This is a genomic window from Exiguobacterium acetylicum DSM 20416 (assembly GCF_000702605.1).
Taxonomy (GTDB): domain Bacteria; phylum Bacillota; class Bacilli; order Exiguobacteriales; family Exiguobacteriaceae; genus Exiguobacterium_A; species Exiguobacterium_A acetylicum.
The window spans coordinates 2,203,042-2,220,758 of the sequence record NZ_JNIR01000001.1; the positions used below are offsets into that span (position 1 = coordinate 2,203,042).

A 17,717-nucleotide genomic window follows, 5' to 3' on the forward strand; every position below is an offset into this window, starting at 1 on the left:
TGTATTATAGAATGAACTAATTCATAAAAAAGAGGACGACATCGAGCGATATCGTCCTCCATTCTTCTATTAAGGTGTTCGGAAATTAATCGTGAAGTACGGTGAATCATCTCGGAATGCTACACCGACATCCGCCTGCTTGAAGCTCTTTTGAAGGATGTTATCGCGGTGTCCTTTTGAGTTCATCAAGCCCCAATGCGCCGCAAAGACATTCGGATAACCCATCGAGAGATTCTCACCGGCTCCCATGAACTTGATACCGCCTTGTTCCATTCGATCGAACGGATCGCGACCTTGTGGATCTGTATGCGAGAAGAAATTATTCTTCGCCATGTTCTCGCTGTGACCGCGTGTGACCGGCTTCAGTGCCGTGTACGGTGCTAACGGATTCAACTTATAGTCAACCCGTTCCCAGTTCATCAACCGAAGCATCAGTTTCTCATCTGTCGTTCGTAACGCATTCGAAGCCGTACCATAGAAGCCTTTTTTCTTCGCTTCGACGTCTTTTGGAATCGCAAGCGTCGCTTTGACCTTATTGCCGTCATGCTGATCGAAGAAGTACGTCACGTAATTGCCTTTCTTCTCATAGACCGCGGCATGATCCAGGTTCAACATGTAGTTTGTGTTGCCTTTACGGTAGGACTTCACTGCGGTCCAACCCTTTTTCTTCAGCGACGATTCCGTATCTTTATTAAGAACGGCACCTTGCGTCGTCACCCCGTTCTTGAAACGATACTTCCCGTAGTCCTTACCATCTTTCGTCAAGGCGACGAATTCCTCCGTTGATGTCCGTCTGACTTCCCAGTCGTATCCCGGGTACTCACTGCTATATCGATCAATCAGCTTGCCGCCGCTTTTCGGGTAATCGGCTTCTGCTTGTTCCATTGGAATGTTTTCGTAGCCGAAAAAGGCTACTGCTGCTAATCCGATGATCAACCATTTTTTCATGTCCTCGTTTCGCCTCCTTCTACTTCATTACCTTTATTTTAAAAGAAAATCATTCCTTCGAACAGTCATCGGCTCTCATTTGTCTAAATCACATCTTTCGTCCACAAATCCGACATATTTCGTGAGAACGCTCCCATTTCAAAAAAGCTTTTGTTTAAACGATTCTTGAAAGAATTTAATATACATTCTAAACTATCTTCCCCTATTGTTGAAATGTGCGAACATTCTTTTATTTCATTCTCAGCGAATTTTGATTGCTCTCCGATTATCGACTCGGTATCATTAGAATTCGTAAGCCAAACTTTCAATGCTTTTCCAAATAACAAGATGATATGAAGGAGTTGACCTATGGTTTTACTGTATTTCATTTATGAATCCATTGCTTTTTTACCGATTCAACAATACTTATTTTCCGGCTGGATGATTCTTGTCGTCTTGACCGTATCGTTTAGTTTAGCGAATGCACACGAAGATGTCCGCCTGAATCAACGGCTCGGTTTCGAGTTGCTCGTACCCGGATCAGGTATGCTTCTCTCTAAGAAATTCATTCCTGGTCTTGCTATCATCCTTTTTTTAATCTTGATCCACTTCACGTATATGTTCCGCGTCATTCCTCTACCGATTGCTTTAATTTCGACGCTCTCTATCAGCACCCTCTCACTTCTTTCGCTTTTAATTCCAGCACGCAAAAAAGCGGACCGCTAAGTCCGCTTTTTAATTTTATTGATATTTTGTTGTTTCTTTCAACTTATACTTGTTCGACAGTTCAAGCCAAACCGTTTTTCCTTTGATCGTTTTGACTTGAATGTATGGACGCCCTTGCGAAACACGGAGTGCAAGCAACTCACCTTGTTGGTCTGCATGTGTTTCACTTGCTTTATCCCAGTTGCGCCCTAGTTTCCGTTCAATGAAGATATGTTTTCCTTTTTGAACAGCACGCCAGATGCCGACTTCTGCTTTTCCTTTGACAGGTACGGCCGTCTCTGCACCTTGAATCGAGATGATCGCTGGATCGTGATCACTCGCGCTACCGTCTGCTTCCATATACTCTGAGTTGATGTTGACGATATCCGACGACGTATACGATTTCAAGTTATTCGAGATCAAGATATGGTCGAGCACTTGAGCGTTTCCGTTATAGACATACGAGTACCGCTCTGATTCCGGCAGATCGTCGACTGTGTTCCACAAGTTATCACCTTTTAAGATATCAAGTGTTTTCGAGAACTGGAAGTCGTTTAAGTCACCGAGAACGACGACGTTCGAGTCTTTGACTTCCGTCTTCAATTCAGAGACGAAGTCCTGAACGATGTTCGCGATCGCATGACGCTGGACTTCACTTTTACGCACGACCGGTTGGTTTTTACCGAAGTCAGCTCCGTCGCCACCTTTTGAGTTGAAGTGGTTGACGATGACATGGTACGAATCACCGTTAAAGAGGAATTCTGCGACGAGTGGTTTCCGTGAACTCGCGAAGTTCGGATCCGTCGGCTGGATACGACCTGGGTTTTTCGTTAACTTACCTTCTTCCACCGCAACGGCTTCTGTCGCGCTACCTTTTTCACCTGGTGCGAGCGATACACGTGCTGGATTGTAGAGGAATCCGACACGGATGTTTCCGCCTGGCTGTCCACCGTCTTTCTTATCTTCTGGTGCGATGTCTGTGTACGCATACCGGACACCTGTTTTCGCTTCGATCGCTGCAATTAATGTCTCAAATGATTTCGAAGCATCAACTGTACCGCTATCCGTCGCACCATCGTTATCCTGCATCTCTGTCAAACCGACGATGTCCGGTGTCTTGAGGAATGTCGCAATACCTTCTGAGACACGATCGACTTTTCCAGCGTCTGCTGTTGAGGCGAAGTTCTCGACGTTGTACGAAGCGACAGTCAGGCGTGATTCACCCGTTTCGATGTTCGTCGGCTGACGATTCGCTTCACGCGCAACGAGTTTCGGAAGATCCGCTGCTTTTGAAAGTACTTTATACGCCGAATAGTTGTAGCTCATGACCCCTTCAATTGTTCCGTCGAACGTATCACCAGCTTTTGCACGGAACGACGAGCTACCCATCTCAACGAAGAGACGTTCCGGGTTGACGTTGTCCTTCGTCAAGATTGGAGTTCCGCGTTTCGTATAGACCTTATCCGCAGTCTGCGTCCGAACTGGAATCGTCCGGTTTGCTTGCGGACCTGTGACGATTGCATTCGGTAAAGCGACACGCATGCCTTCTAAGCTTTCATACAAATCAATCGCATCTTCTTCTGGGTCAAACTGAGCGAACGAGTCGTTATCAACGACTTGTGTCGGAATCAAGACACCTTCATCACCGAGAACAATACTCGCTGGTAACCCTTCGTTGAGTGCACCCTTCACAAGATTGACCGTACTGATTTCCGTGACTGCTAAGTCTGTATCGAACTTATCGCTGTAGCCGCCAAGCAACCACTCTTTGACATATCCTGTCGTCGCGACTTTTTGTCCAACAGCAGCACCGTGGTTTTTTGCATAGACGAGAATCCCTTCTGATGTCCGGCTGTCGTTATCCGGATTCGGATCCTGCATGTAGAAGTTATTCGCATCAACGACATACGTGACGACACCTGTCGTCCGGACGAGCTGGTCGGCATATGGTGATGCATGCGCAATACCTTGGATGCTGTTGATTTTCGTGATCGGTGGTGCGATGTAATACTTAAACGTCGAAACAGCTGACGTTTTACCGTCCTTGACGGCAACTGCTTGAATCGTCACTTCATCGTTGATCGTAATGGGTGATGTGTACACTGGACTGTCGACAGTCGGTGTCGTGCCATCAACCGTATAATGGATCGTTCCTTCGCCTGACAACGTTACTTGATCTCCACGTTCCACTTCACCAACCGGAGAAGCTGTAGGTGCCGCGAGAACGTCGCCCGCTTCTGTCTGATGACTGCCGAGATTCGTCAGTGTATCAACCGGGAAGCTCGTCCACTGTGATGGTTCGTACGTTTTAGCACCCGATGTGACGCCTGATTTCCGGACAAGTGTCGTATCTTTTGCGAAATCCGTCGATGAACCGAGTGGCCCGATGATATCAAGAACGACATCACCCTTTTTCAATGCAATCGGATCATTCCCGTTGAAGTTCAATGATCCCGTCGTCAATTGTGCTTTTGCTTTAATATCTGCATTCGCACTCGAGTTCGCGATGACGAACGTCTTCCCTGGATCCACTTTCCCCGATAGTGTGATTTTCGCTTCTGACGGTCCAGCATTCGTATACTGAACGAGTGTATAGTCTGCTAAGTCAATGATTTGCCCCGACCCATTGTATAGCTCGATTGCCTTGTTGTTGCTTGTTCCTTCTATGTATTCAGACAAGATGACGCCTTCGCCTTCTGCCCCGACAAGACCCGCTTGTGGAAGGATTCCTGCTGTTAATACTCCGGCCAATGCCCACTTTCCAAACGTACTGCCGTATTTCATGATGAGACCCCCTATTGAATTTTCTGACACTTCTTTATAATATCAGATTATATTCTCAATAGTGTATATTTTTCGTAAAAAAAGATACCATCCTTCGTAAATGGAAGAAATGGTATCGCTTACAACTTTTTATTGTTCGTCTTTGTGACTTTCGTACCATTTTTCAGCTTGCGACGTCGCAATCGGGATCGCGCGTCCTTCTTCATACCCTTCTTCTAACAGAGCGTTCGCAATCTCAATCGCTTTTTTCCGAAGTGGCGGATCAAAATTCTTGAATGACTCTGGATAATCCTTTTCGTTCCATGGCATGTCGTCACCCCCTTCTTTCAGCATTACCCAAAAAAAGGCACAAAAAAACGCCTCATCAGCGTGTCGTTGTTTTTGGTTGTCATGAGAATCGAGGATTACAGGTGATCAAAACACCTGAAACGACGAAAGCCCTACCTCTCTTTCGTTGTTACGGCTCCTTGGCCGCGCCAGCTGAATCAAGCATTTTAGCAAGAATCGTGATGCGTCTGCAACGGACGCATGATACTGGGATTTTTAGAAATAGCTCGGGAATGAGCGGAAAAGTATCGATTGGAAGGTTTATCTTGCTGGGTCAACTTCTCCTCGTAGTATGAAGAAGGACAAAATAAAAGCGATGACTTATGTCTGACTCATTTGTCAGTAGCGGTCTAAAAATCCTGACCTGTCGATTTAATTGTATGATATGGATTGAAGATTCTCACATGAGTGATCATCCCCGATTCATGACTTATATTAATCTATCACACTTTCTTTTATAAAGTCAATCTTTCTTTTAAAAAACCGTTTTCTCCTGTCTCAGAATTGGAGTTGCACCTGCCGTAAAAGCCGAGTATCGTGAAGAGGAATCATTACTATAGAAGAAACGAGGGAAATCCATCATGCCGAATCGACTTATCCATGAAACGAGTCCCTACCTATTGCAACACGCTCACCAGCCTGTCGATTGGTACCCATGGGGCGAAGACGCCTTCACTGCCGCTCGAGAAAGCGGCAAGCCGATCTTTTTATCGATTGGTTATTCGACGTGCCATTGGTGCCATGTGCTGTCTCATGAGAGCTTTGAGGATGAAGAAACGGCACGACTCTTGAACGAACGCTACATCGCAATCAAGGTCGACCGGGAAGAACGTCCTGACATCGACCATGTCTACATGACGGCGGCTCAAGTCATGAACGGACAAGGCGGCTGGCCACTGAGCGTCTTCATGACAGCGGACCAGCAACCGTTTTATATCGGTACGTATTTTCCGAAGACGCCTCAGTTCAACCGCCCGAGTTTTCGTCAGGTGACACTTCAGCTCAGCGAGCAATTCCGCCGTTCACCAGAAAAAATCGCCCAAGTCGGTCAGAACATGTCGCAGACGCTTCGCGACGTATTACAGCCTGCGACGTCTACCCATACTTGGGATGAATCCATCATTCACGATACCTTCGATCAGGCGATGCGACAATTCGACCGTCAACATGGTGGATTCGGCGAGGCACCGAAGTTTCCGTCGCCTGCCCTACTTCGTTTCTTGCTTGATTATTATCGATTCGCGGAAGACGAGACGGCGCTCCATATGGTCATGCGTTCATTGATCGCGATGCGTGACGGCGGGATGACGGATCAAGTCGGCTACGGTCTGTTCCGCTATACGGTCGATGCCGAGTGGCAGATTCCTCATTTTGAGAAGATGCTGTACGACAACGCGTGGTTCGCGACCTTATGCATCGAAACATACCAAGTGACTGGACAGATTCGGTTCCGACGCTACGCAGAAGAAGTGCTGACATTCATAGAACAGGAACTGACCGCATCGGATGGCACCTTCTATGCCGCACTGGATGCAGATAGCGAAGGAGGCGAAGGACATTTTTATACGTTCACGGTAGCTGAACTGACGGACTTACTCGGACCAGACGCACTGTTCCCGCGCTTCTACCATGCTTCACCATCGGGGAACTTCGAAGGACGGAACGTCTTTTATCGAACAGGACGAACACTTGAGGCATTCGCACGTTCTGTTCACTTGTCGCCTGCTGAAACAGCGGCACAACTCGAACGCGAGCGCCAGCTTCTCCTCAATGCGCGAAATGAACGTCCGCGCCCGTTTCGTGATGATAAACGGTTGACATCGTGGAATGCGATGATGATCTCGACATTCGCTAAAGCCGGTCGCGTCTTCGGTGAACCGTATTATACTCATGTCGCAACGCGTGCGATGACGTCGCTTGAACGATTCGTCCGTACGGAGAATCAACTTGCCGTTCATTACCGCGAAGGACAAGCAACCGGACGCGGATTCCTCGATGACTATGCGTATTTGATCGACGCACATCTTGAACTGTTCCAATCAACACGACGGGCGCTTCATCTAAAGGAGGCTTTAGCACTTGCAGATGTGCTACAAGAACAGTTCCAAACAGCGGATGGTTATTTTTATCTGACGTCTTCACACTCCGACGAACTACTCGTTCGTCCACTTGATCTGTATGATGGGGTCACACCCGCCGGAAACAGCGTTGCCTTACATGTCTTCTTCACGCTCAGTCGCCTCACCGGGCGTCTCGTCTATCAAGAAAGTGCTGAACGGGCTCTTTCGGCATTAGTAGAGGAAGTCGAGCAACAACCAACAGGCTTTGCCTCACTTGTCAGTACTTTCACCTACCGGCAGATGGAACCGAAGGAATTGATCATCTTGATTCCTGAAGAGTCGGAGATCCCAATCGAAATCGATCAACTGCAACGGATGCGCTTGCCAGAAGTCGCTTTGTTGATTGGGACGAAACGTGACCTTCTACCGCTTGTACCACTGCTCGCAGATTATCCTGATCCAAACGTACCTACTGCTTATCTCTGTCATGATTTTTCGTGTGAACGACCAACGACGAATCTGACGGAACTCCTCGCTCGTCTCAATATCTGACCATATTCCCTCTTGTTTAAAAAAACAGGAGGGTTTTTCAAAAAACCAGACCCCTTTTTTCAAAAAAATTCAATATTTTGTTCATAAAAATCCGATATTGTCGATAGTAAGGATAGGCAATAGATTTCACAACTTAGACTTAGACATCCTAGAAGCCGATTCCGTCCATCCGGACGAATATCTACTAGGAGGAAAGATACTTTGAACACGACATCATTCTCGAAGACCTTGAAGGTGTTCGCAAGCTTTCTCATCGTTTTCAGCATCGTTTTAACATCTTTACCAGTAGCTGAAGCAGCGACGACGAAAGCGACGACCTACCGTCTGTCTACCGATAGTTATCTGTACGACAAGACGGCATCTTCTCGGAAACGCTTGTTGACGATCAAGACCGGAACTGTCGTTTCATCCACGTATGCTTCTGGAGCATTCAGAAGAGTGACATACGCTGGAAAAACGGGATATGTCGCGTCGAAATACCTCACGCTGTACGAAAAGAAACAAACCGTTTCTGGACAGCGCTACCTCGTCCTCAAAAAAACACCGATCAAAAAGACCGCAGTGGATACTGCAACGACGATCGGTACGTTGAACGAAGAGGATGTGTACTACACGTCACAACGTGTGACGAATCCATATGGCGAAACATGGTACCGCGTCACATATGACGGGAAGACGGGCTATGTAGCTGCCGGCGCAAAAGCAGTTGCCTATAAAAAGGTGACGAACACGACGTCAAGAACGGTCGACGCTTATATCTTGCGCCAATACGCTGGAACAGGTTATCCAAAAGTTCAGACCATTCCATCTGGAAAAGACGTCAAAATCGTCGGTCGGATCGAGGACTGGGTCAGCGTTCAGTACGATGGGAAAAAAGGCTACATGCATCAAGATGCGTTCGCCTCTTCTGAAAAGCAAAGTGTGACATTGATTCCACAAACACGGTATCAGACGAAAAGTGTGACACCCCTTTACAGTCAAGCGGAAGCGAAGAATAGCTTAGCCAGTCTTCCGAAAGACACGATTGTCACATCAAGCGCTAAGACGGCAACGTATCATCAAGTCACATACGCTGGTAAAACGGGTTACGTTTTATCCGCTACATTGGCAGAGTACACAGAAAAGACGAAGCTTCCGTCTTCACGCTTCCTGTTGACAGCATCACTTGCCATCAAGACGACACCTGCAACCAATGGAAAAACACTTGCGACACTAAGTGCTGGAAACGTCTACTACACGAAGACACGTGTGACGAATCCACTCGGTGAAACATGGTATCAAGTATCGAAGGAAGGTAAAACCGGCTTCGTATTAGCGAATCAGGCAACACCAATCGCTTACGAATCACAATCAAACCTTTCATTGAAAACGACAGCCGCGACAACGATCCGCTCGTATGCAGGTCCATCGTATGCTGCAGTGCAAACGATCCCGAGCAATACGATCATCAAAATTTCTGGACGGATCGGCAATTGGTACCGGGTCAGTTATAACAGTAAAACAGGATATGCTGCTTCCAGCACCTTTACGACGCTTGCAACGAAGCAGAAAATTGCAGGTGCACGCTTTGAGCTTGAAAAAGCAGTTTCCATTAAATCTTCACCAGATGCAAAAGCATCCACGCTTGCAACACTGCAGATCGGTGACATCTACTACACGACACAACTCGTGACGTCAAACGGTCAGCAATGGCATCGTGTGAGCAAGGATGGAAAGACAGGCTACATTCCTGTCGGTCAAGGGAAGAGCGTTCGTTATCAATCGGACCGGATCGTCATGCAGACGACGACTTCGACTCCCCTCCGTTCATATGCTGGAAACACTTACGCGACCGTCAAAACGATTCCTTCTGGTACGAGCATCACGGTCACTGGAATGATCAATGATTGGTATCGTGTGACGTACAACGGGAAAACAGGTTATATCGCTTCACGTTACGCTAAGGAAAAAGTCATGACGCAATCGATTCCATCTTCTTCTTATCGCCTTGGACGTACCGTCGAAGTAAAAACGTCGCACCAAGCCACAGCTGACACTCTCGTTCGCCTCTCTTCTGGAGACGTCTACACGACAAATCAAGTCGTCACGACTGGTCGTTCGGAGCAATGGCATCGTCTGACGGTTGACGGGAAAACTGGTTACATTCAAATCAATCAAGGTTCACCTGTCACATACGAAAGTGTCAATAACCACCGCTATCAAGCAACGACGGATACGACACTCCAGTCGGATGCCGGTTCAGCTTATGCGACGGTGACGAAGCTGCCAAAAGCAGCCGTCGTTCAAGTAACAGGTAGTCTCGATCAGTGGTTAAAAATCAGCTACGCTGGTAAAAACGGCTATGTTTTAAAATCAACACTGACACCGTACACGGAAACGAAAAAGATTACGGGTGCACGTTTCTTGGCGAATCAATCACTTGTCGTCAAACAAGCACCGGACGATCAAGCAACAACTGTAACGACACTCTCGTTCGGAAATGTCTATTACACATCTTCTTTGATCACGTCCTACACGAACACCTCGTGGCATAAAGTAACGATTGATGGCAAAACGGGTTATATCCGCACCGGACAAAACACGTCATCAATCAAATACGAAGCAAAACAAAAATTGTACGTACGGGCTACATCAAACGTTGCTTTACGCTCTTACGTCGGTAGCTCATACAATGTCATCAAGACGCTTCCTCAAAATCTCGTCGTCACTGTCTCTGGTCAAATCGGTGATTGGTATAAGATTTCCTACGATGGCAAAAGTGGATATGCATATAAGGGGGCGTTCGTGACGACTTCTTCTAAATTAAACGTCTATAACTCCGTCGCGACACCGTATACGTTCGATAGTTTCATCAGCGCACAGATGAAACTAAATCCACCTCCGCAAACGGATATCTACAAAAACAAATTGATGTACGTCAGCACGGGTTACGTCCGTCTCGGTGGTGCACTCGATCCAGTCAATGGAACGATTGCGACTGTCACAGCGACGACACCGCTCAACATTCGTTCAGGCGCTTCGACAGCAAGTCACGTCTATGGTCAATTCCAGCCTGGTCGGATGATTCGCGTCTATCAATCCGTCAGCGGCTTCTATACGACGTACCCACGTGTCTATTCGAACGCAACGAATTACTCGACGATCCAGTGGCTGAATGCACTCGAAACAGACGTCCGTAACGCTGCTGATCCACTGAAGGTCGACCGGAATTCTTCAGACTTCTATCAGTTCCTTGATCTATCGAAAACAACAGGTGCGACACCTGCGACACTCGATAAGATGTTAGCGAACGTCACGAAGGGCGAAGGAATCTTCAACAAGTGTAGCAACGGTAGTTGTGGTCAAGCGTTTATCGATGCTGGTCAAAAGTACAGCGTCAACGAAGCTTACTTGATCTCCCACGCTTTGCTTGAGACAGGTAACGGAAAATCGACACTCGCAATGGGTGTGACATGGAATGGACGCAAAGTCTACAACATGTACGGCATTGGTGCGTATGATTACGATGCAATCAACACCGGTGCTGCTTATGCGTATAGCCAAGGTTGGTTCACTCCGGAAGCCGCGATTGTCGGTGGTGCTGAATTCATCAGCACGAAGTACATCCACAATGCCTATGGACAAAATACGCTTTACAAAATGCGTTGGAGTCCGATGCGCCCTGGTAGCCATCAGTACGCAACAGACATGGGATGGGCCGTCAAACAGACGTCACGGATCTATTCACTCTATCAACAGATGGATAGCTATACGGCTACCTTCGATATTCCGGTCTTCGCTCGTTAAGGAAACGATGAAGCTGAGTCTTTAAATCAATGAAATAATTCCAACAAAAAGGAAAGACCGTTCTGGTGACTTCACTGGAACGGTCTTTCCTTTTTGATTAGTGTAGAACGAAAAAAGTCATCCTCCACTCCTACAGGATAAGAAAGCGCGCTCGGCGCTTTCGTCAGGGTTAGGTAAGACCCGGCAGACCGCGTCACATGCGGGGATGCCGCGGCTTACCTCCCGCCTGAGGAAAGGGAGAATGACCGACTCGTTCGTCTTGTGAAACGACAAACTTCGAAGAGAACCCCTGCATTTACGCGGAAGGGCTCCCCTAGCGTTCCATGTCATCGGCAACGATTTGAATATCGATCCCGCGGACATGACGCATGATTTCATTGATGATCGATCCACGCCGGACTTCCTGCCAACGGGTCCGTGCAGATTGACCGAGGACGATTTGAGTGATGCGATGATGCTTGGCAGCTGCCGTGATCGCTTGGGCAATCGAGCGCTCCCCTTGGATTCGGATCAGCACTTCTGCCCCGAACAAAGAGCCACTCTCGCGGACCATCGCTAAAACTTCTTTTTGTTTTGCATTCAATTGATTCTCAACCGTCGGTAAAATCGTCAGTACATATAGATCTGCTTTTAGCCGACTCGCCATCCGAAAACCACGATAGATCAACTTCCGCGCGTTGTCGTTGAGCTGGATACAGACGAGAATCCGTTCTTGTAGCGACGCTGGATCCTTTTCAATCAACAAGCGTGATTGATAGACTTGATCGTCGACTTCGTCCGCGACCTGACGTAGCGATAACTCACGTAAGCTCGCAAGATTCTGAAGCGAAAAAAACGAATTCAAGCTCTGTTCAATCTTTTCCTTCTTATAGATCTTTCCTTGCTCGAGTCGTTCCCGTAACGTTTGTGGCGTGACATCGACGAGTAGAATCTCATCGGCTTCACCGAGAAACGGATCCGGGATGCGTTCCCGGACTTCGACGCCCGTCACTTCTTTGACTTTAAAAAGCAAGCTTTCGAAATGCTGAATGTTGACGGCCGAATAGACATTGATTCCCGCCTCAAGCAGTGCTGCGACATCTTGATAGCGTTTTTTTCGTACCGATCCTGGCGCATTCGTATGCGCCAGTTCATCGATCAGTACGATATCGGGGCGACGGGCAATGATCGCGTCCACGTTCACCTCGGGGAATGTCTTGTCCTTATAGACGACTTCAAGTAGCGGGACTTGTTCGAGTTGCCCGACCATCTCTGCCGTCTCTTTTCGACCATGCGTCTCAATCAGACCGATGACGACATCCTTACCTTCAAGCGTCAATGTTCGTGCATCGGCCAGCATCTTATACGTCTTTCCGACACCAGGAGCTGAGCCGATGTACAGCTTCAGCTTTCCTCGTGTCATGACTTACTCCGATCAAGTGCTAAGTTCAAGCGCAGGACGTTGACGTAATCATGGGTTCCGGCTTCCTTCGTGATTAACTTCCGTACTTCTTCACGCGACAGGTCGCGTGCGGTTGCGATACGCTTCGCCTGCACCAAGGCATAATCGACTGAGATGTGCGGATCGAAGCCAGAACCGGATGTCACGAGGGCATCGTCCGGAAGCGAAGCGCCGTCCACTTGGTTCTGTTTCTGTAATTCCGCCATCTTCGTGCCAAGCTCCGGGTTCGATGCTGCTAGGTTATCCCCAGCAGACGCTCCCGCTAATTGATCGACTGCTGATGGACGTCCGTGAAAATACTGTTTCGACGTGAACGGCTGGGCAATCAATTCCGATCCGATGAATTTTCCGTTTTCTTGCACTAAAGAACCTTCTGCTTTATCTGGTACGAGCAATTGACCGAATAATGTCAACAAAGCGGGAAAGACGATCCCGCATAACGCTGCGACGAAGACCGTCACACGAATGGCTTGTTTCATGATTCGTTTTCTCCTTAGAGGATGCTTGCAAGCAAGACATCGATGATTTTAATCCCAATGAACGGTACGACGACACCGCCAAGACCGTAGATCAGTAAGTTACGACCGAGTAATTGATCCGCCGTCATCGGTTTGTAAGTGACTCCTCGCATCGCAAGCGGAATCAACATCGGAATGATGATCGCATTGAAGATCAAGGCAGACAAAATCGCTGTCGTCGGGGAATCAAGACGCATGATATTGAGTACTTCCATCTGTGGAATGGCGACCATGAACATTGCCGGGATGATCGCAAAATATTTCGCGACATCGTTTGCGATCGAGAACGTCGTCAACGCTCCCCGTGTCATCAAGAGCTGCTTCCCGATTTCGACGACTTCGATGATTTTCGTCGGGTTTGAATCAAGATCAATCATGTTCGCTGCTTCTTTCGCCGCTTGTGTTCCGCTGTTCATCGCGAGACCGACATCGGCTTGAGCGAGTGCCGGTGCGTCATTCGTACCGTCTCCCGTCATCGCGACGAGGTGACCGGCTGCTTGTTCCTGCTGGATGACACGAATCTTGTCTTCCGGCTTACATTCCGCGACGAAATCATCGACGCCTGCTTCGCGGGCGATCGTTGCTGCCGTCAACGGGTTATCTCCGGTACACATGACCGTCTTGATGCCCATTTCACGTAAACGATCGAATCGTTCCCGCATGCCCGGTTTGACCGTATCTTTTAAATAGATGACGCCAAGGATCGTTGCGTCGATCGCGACGACAAGTGGTGTGCCACCGAGACGAGAGACCGCATCTACTTTCTCTTGCAAATCATTCGGAATCGTTCCGCCTTGTTCTGTCACCCAATCTTGAATCGCTTGTCCCGCCCCTTTCCGTACACGGCGTCCATCTCTTAAGTCGAGTCCGGACATTCGTGTCTCTGCTCGAAACGGTACAATCTCTGCGCCATCTAACCAGTGTTGTTCAACCGGCATTGCGCGAAGTTCAGCGAGTTCAAGAACGGAACGTCCTTCTGGTGTCTCATCAGCGAGCGAGGCGAGGATTGTCCCCTCGAACGCCTGCTCAGCAGTACGCTCACCGACTGGCGTGATCTCCGACGCCATCCGGTTACCGAACGTGATCGTTCCTGTTTTGTCCAGGATGATCGTCTGGATATCGCCTGCTGCTTCGACCGCCTTCCCGCTCATCGCGATGACGTTGAAGCGGGTGACTCGGTCCATCCCGGCGATTCCGATTGCGGACAGCAAGCCACCGATCGTCGTCGGGATCAAACAGACGAGTAAGGCGATCAAGATTGGACCTGACAGATCAAATCCAAGGTAGTTCGTAAAGACAGGTAATGTCATGACGACAAGTAAGAAAATCAATGTCAAGCTCGTCAAGAGCGTTGATAACGCGAGTTCGTTCGGTGTCTTCTGACGACTTGCGCCTTCAACGAGGGCAATCATCTGATCGAGGAATGACTCACCTGGATTACTTGTGATCCGGACTTCGATCTCGTCACTGACGACGAGTGTTCCGCCGATGACCGATGAGAAATCACCGCCTGCTTCCTTGATGACGGGTGCGGATTCACCGGTGATCGCTGATTCATCAATCGAAGCAAGTCCTTTGATGATTTCACCGTCACCCGGTACATACTCCCCTGCTCGGACGAAGACAATATCTCCCTTCCGAAGTGTCGCCGACGAGACGCTTTGAATCAGTTGTCCGACACGTTTACGGGCCATGACGTCTGCTTTCGACGCTTTCAGTGAGTCCGCTTGTGCTTTCCCACGTCCTTCCGCGATCGACTCCGCGAAGTTCGCGAATAAGACCGTCAAAAAGAGGATGATGCTGACCGTTAAGTTAAAGCCACGCATCTCGTCAATGAAGATCGTATAGCCGATTGCGAGCAAGCAACCGATCCAGACGACGAACATGATTGGTTGTTTGACCATATTGACGGGATTTAATTTTTTAAAGGCATCGATCGTCGCTTGACGCGCGATCGAGCCATTGATTGCTGATTTGGATTGGTGTTCCGGCTCCCCGTTCGGTTGGTGTTCCTCGGGCGTCGGATGCATGATTCGTTCCATCATATGCTTTTATCTCCTGTTCACATCGTCAGCCAATCCGCGACCGGTCCAAGTACGAGCACTGGCAAGAATGTCAATGCACCGACGAGTACGACCGTACCGAGGAAGACTGTTCCGAAGAGTGGTGTATCTGTCTTAAACGAAAATTCATCTTGAGGAACCGATGGCTTCGCTTTAAGCGAACCCACGATTGCAAGCATCAAGATCAATGGGATGTAGCGTCCGAAGAACAGCGCGAATGATGTCGAGACGTTCCAGTAGACGTTGGCGTCGCCAAGCCCTTCAAACCCGGATCCGTTGTTCGCCGTCGCGGACGTGAACTCGTACAAGACTTGCGACAGTCCGTGATAACCTGGATTCGAGATACCGGCAACGCCTGGTGCAGCGTACATCGAGATTGCCGTTCCGACGAGAATCAGGAATGGCGGTACGAGTAGCGCGATCGCGATCATCTTCACTTCGAACGTCTCGATTTTCTTTCCGAGGAACGTCGGTGTCCGACCGATCAAGAGACCTGTCAGGAAGACTGCGACGAAGGCGTAAAGCAAGACGTTCAGGAATCCTGCACCTGCTCCACCGTAAACGACGTTAAGCATCATATTGCCGAGCTGGATCAATCCAGCAAGTGGATGCAGCGAGTCATGCATCGCGTTGACCGCTCCGGTTTCAGCTGCCGTCGTGATCGAACTGTAGAGCGCCGTTCCGATTTGACCAAATCGTAATTCCTGACCATGTGCCGTTGGATTCGCAAGTAAGCTCCCTGCCATCCCGACCGTCATCATGATGAAGAGAAGCGTCATGACATCAAGGAATAATCGTCCTTGTTTCGCCGAACCGATGATTTTTCCGTAAGCGATCGGAAGTGACATCGGAATCAGTAGCATCAAGAACATCTGGATGAAGTTGACGAATTGGTTCGGGTTCTCGAATGGATGAGCACCATTGACACCAAAGAAACCACCACCGTTGTTCCCGAGCTGTTTGATGACTTCAAAAGCAGCGACCGGTCCACGGTAAATCAACTGCTTCGCTCCTTCGAGCGTCGTGACGCTGACCGCCCCTCCGAACGTCTGTGGTACACCGAAGACGATCATGACCATCCCGAACACGAGTGAAATCGGAATCAGGATCCGCAAGATGAAGCGAACGAAGTCGGCATAGAAGTTACCGAGCGGTTTGTTCGCAAGACCACGAATGACAGCGATACAGACCGTGAACGCCATCGTTGGAGCGACGAACAACATCGTTCCAAGGACGAACGTTTGCGAGAGATATGAGAGTGCCTCGCCTGAATAGTGTTGTTGATCGGTGTTCGTCATGAAACTGATCGTCGTATGCAACGCTGTCGACCAATCGAGATTCACAGCACCGTTCGGATTGAGCGGTAGACTGCCTTGGAAACGAAGTAGCAAATAACCACCGATGAAGAAGAAAATATTTACAAGCAACAAACTTTTCGAATAGCCGACCCACGATTGATCGTGTTTCTTTTCATCGACGCCGAGTAACAACAGGAGCCGTCGTTCGACCTTACTGATTTTATCGACCCGACGCTCTGCGACAGGTGCGAAGTATATCCCGATGTAGCGACCAAGCAAGACCGCCGCGCAAAGTGCGATGACGAGTAGGATCCAAAATTGGATCATGAATTGAGTCCACATGTTTTTCTGTTCTCCCTATGCGATTAGAATTTTTCTGGATACATCAGACAATAACCGAGATACAAGAAGACGAGGCAACCCGTCGCCAGTAAAAACCATGTCATTTGCGGTCACCTGCTCTCCACTGGACACGCTCGATCAGATGAATCATCCTGAACGTCGTACCGAAGAAGAAGGCAAGCAGTAAAATACTCCACAGCTCTCCCATTATGAAATTACCCCCATATTATTCAATATTTTTACATTTAAACACGACAAAAAGACGATGTGAGGCAATAAACGGCCCCAGCATCGCCTTGATAACTTGGCATACTGAAAAAGAGTCGTTCCCTCCTAAAACGCCTGCGAGGTTAGCTGTCGGATTCGGGCATACCTAGGAATTCGCCCTACCTTTCCCGTTCGGAAAGGATTCACCCCGTGTCACGTGTCGTGACGGTTGGGTCCCCCGCTTCAATCATGAATTCGGCGTACTTTGAGATCGAAGCATTAACATGTTAGTGTTCGTTGATGAGATGGATATTACTCCGATTGTTTGAGGTTGTAAATAGAAAAGTCGAAAAAAAAATAGTCTGATTTTTTAATGACTTACTTTCGAAAAATAGCGTTTTTCCGCCCTATGCTATAGAAGAAAAAAACCACAGAAATCGATTCCTTCATCTAAAATGGAGGAGCTCCATTTTAGCGAGAATCGTTCCGCGGTTTCATGAACGAACAATGATTATGATTGCTGATTCATTTTGGCATGGACCGTCAAAGGAGCTAGCATCGTCACCCATAGGGCAACCACTCCAGAAACAAGAATCACAATATCGCGTTCGAACCCAAGCGTCAGCAATGTAATACAACTACTGACCAGGACGAGACAAAGCGTCGCGATCATGACGAACCGCGATTGTTTCAACATTTTTCTCATG

Annotated in this window: 11 protein-coding genes and 1 riboswitch; of the genes, 3 read left to right on the forward strand and 8 right to left on the reverse strand. The window is 48.4% G+C overall.

What is annotated here, in order from left to right:
- Positions 1-69: 69 nt before the first annotated feature.
- Positions 70-948, reverse strand: a complete 879-nt coding sequence (locus tag P401_RS0111695; protein ID WP_029342603.1) for a CAP domain-containing protein — start codon at positions 946-948, stop codon at positions 70-72.
- A gap of 348 nt (positions 949-1,296) precedes the next feature.
- Here P401_RS0111695 and P401_RS0111705 point away from each other — a divergent pair, with 348 nt between their 5' ends.
- Positions 1,297-1,653, forward strand: a complete 357-nt coding sequence (locus P401_RS0111705) for a hypothetical protein (protein WP_029342605.1) — start codon at positions 1,297-1,299, stop codon at positions 1,651-1,653.
- Positions 1,654-1,668: 15 nt separating this feature from the next.
- Here the strand turns inward: P401_RS0111705 and P401_RS0111710 are convergent, their stop codons facing one another.
- Both P401_RS0111710 and P401_RS0111715 read right to left on the reverse strand, forming a co-directional pair.
- On the reverse strand, positions 1,669-4,416 hold the full coding sequence (locus tag P401_RS0111710; protein ID WP_029342606.1) for an FN3 associated domain-containing protein: 2,748 nt from the start codon (positions 4,414-4,416) through the stop codon (positions 1,669-1,671).
- A 129-nt stretch (positions 4,417-4,545) separates the two neighbouring features.
- Complete coding sequence (locus P401_RS0111715) at positions 4,546-4,725, reverse strand: DUF2188 domain-containing protein (RefSeq protein WP_029342607.1); 180 nt, start codon at positions 4,723-4,725, stop codon at positions 4,546-4,548.
- 599 nt (positions 4,726-5,324) lie between these two features.
- Between P401_RS0111715 and P401_RS0111720 the strand changes: the two genes are divergently transcribed.
- Both P401_RS0111720 and P401_RS0111725 read left to right on the forward strand, forming a co-directional pair.
- Positions 5,325-7,355: a thioredoxin domain-containing protein gene (locus tag P401_RS0111720; RefSeq protein WP_029342608.1), complete on the forward strand. Its 2,031-nt coding sequence runs from the start codon at positions 5,325-5,327 to the stop codon at positions 7,353-7,355.
- Between the two features lie 201 nt (positions 7,356-7,556).
- The gene (locus P401_RS0111725; protein ID WP_029342609.1) at positions 7,557-11,141 is read left to right on the forward strand and encodes an SH3 domain-containing protein; all 3,585 of its coding nucleotides are present in this window, start codon (positions 7,557-7,559) and stop codon (positions 11,139-11,141) included.
- 313 nt (positions 11,142-11,454) lie between these two features.
- Here P401_RS0111725 and P401_RS0111730 read toward each other — a convergent pair whose 3' ends face one another.
- The 5 genes from P401_RS0111730 to P401_RS0111760 all read right to left on the reverse strand — a co-directional run bounded on the left by P401_RS0111730 (position 11,455) and on the right by P401_RS0111760 (position 17,716).
- Positions 11,455-12,543, reverse strand: a complete 1,089-nt coding sequence (locus tag P401_RS0111730; RefSeq protein ID WP_029342610.1) for a universal stress protein — start codon at positions 12,541-12,543, stop codon at positions 11,455-11,457.
- The gene (kdpC, locus tag P401_RS0111735; protein WP_034786102.1) at positions 12,540-13,061 is read right to left on the reverse strand and encodes a K(+)-transporting ATPase subunit C; all 522 of its coding nucleotides are present in this window, start codon (positions 13,059-13,061) and stop codon (positions 12,540-12,542) included. The genes P401_RS0111730 and kdpC overlap by 4 nt, the downstream gene beginning before the upstream one ends.
- Before the next feature lie 14 nt (positions 13,062-13,075).
- Positions 13,076-15,145 (reverse strand): potassium-transporting ATPase subunit KdpB, encoded by a 2,070-nt coding sequence (gene kdpB, locus P401_RS0111740; RefSeq protein WP_029342612.1) that lies wholly within the window; start codon positions 15,143-15,145, stop codon positions 13,076-13,078.
- 17 nt (positions 15,146-15,162) lie between these two features.
- Positions 15,163-16,803, reverse strand: a complete 1,641-nt coding sequence (gene kdpA / locus P401_RS0111745; RefSeq protein ID WP_034786104.1) for a potassium-transporting ATPase subunit KdpA — start codon at positions 16,801-16,803, stop codon at positions 15,163-15,165.
- A 324-nt stretch (positions 16,804-17,127) separates the two neighbouring features.
- A riboswitch (cyclic di-AMP (ydaO/yuaA leader) is annotated at positions 17,128-17,281 on the reverse strand.
- 240 nt (positions 17,282-17,521) lie between these two features.
- Positions 17,522-17,716: a hypothetical protein gene (locus tag P401_RS0111760; RefSeq protein WP_029342614.1), complete on the reverse strand. Its 195-nt coding sequence runs from the start codon at positions 17,714-17,716 to the stop codon at positions 17,522-17,524.
- Position 17,717: the final 1 nt, after the last annotated feature.

Excerpts from the sequence above, each read along its gene's own strand:
- P401_RS0111730 (WP_029342610.1), bottom strand. The coding sequence starts at position 12,543 with ATGACACGAGGAAAGCTGAAGCTGTACATCGGCTCAGCTCCTGGTGTC.
- P401_RS0111715 (WP_029342607.1), bottom strand. The coding sequence starts at position 4,725 with ATGCCATGGAACGAAAAGGATTATCCAGAGTCATTCAAGAATTTTGAT.
- P401_RS0111760 (WP_029342614.1), bottom strand. The coding sequence starts at position 17,716 with ATGAGAAAAATGTTGAAACAATCGCGGTTCGTCATGATCGCGACGCTT.
- kdpC (WP_034786102.1), bottom strand. The coding sequence starts at position 13,061 with ATGAAACAAGCCATTCGTGTGACGGTCTTCGTCGCAGCGTTATGCGGG.
- P401_RS0111720 (WP_029342608.1), top strand. The coding sequence starts at position 5,325 with ATGCCGAATCGACTTATCCATGAAACGAGTCCCTACCTATTGCAACAC.
- kdpA (WP_034786104.1), bottom strand. The coding sequence starts at position 16,803 with ATGTGGACTCAATTCATGATCCAATTTTGGATCCTACTCGTCATCGCA.
- P401_RS0111705 (WP_029342605.1), top strand. The coding sequence starts at position 1,297 with ATGGTTTTACTGTATTTCATTTATGAATCCATTGCTTTTTTACCGATT.
- P401_RS0111695 (WP_029342603.1), bottom strand. The coding sequence starts at position 948 with ATGAAAAAATGGTTGATCATCGGATTAGCAGCAGTAGCCTTTTTCGGC.
- P401_RS0111710 (WP_029342606.1), bottom strand. The coding sequence starts at position 4,416 with ATGAAATACGGCAGTACGTTTGGAAAGTGGGCATTGGCCGGAGTATTA.
- kdpB (WP_029342612.1), bottom strand. The coding sequence starts at position 15,145 with ATGATGGAACGAATCATGCATCCGACGCCCGAGGAACACCAACCGAAC.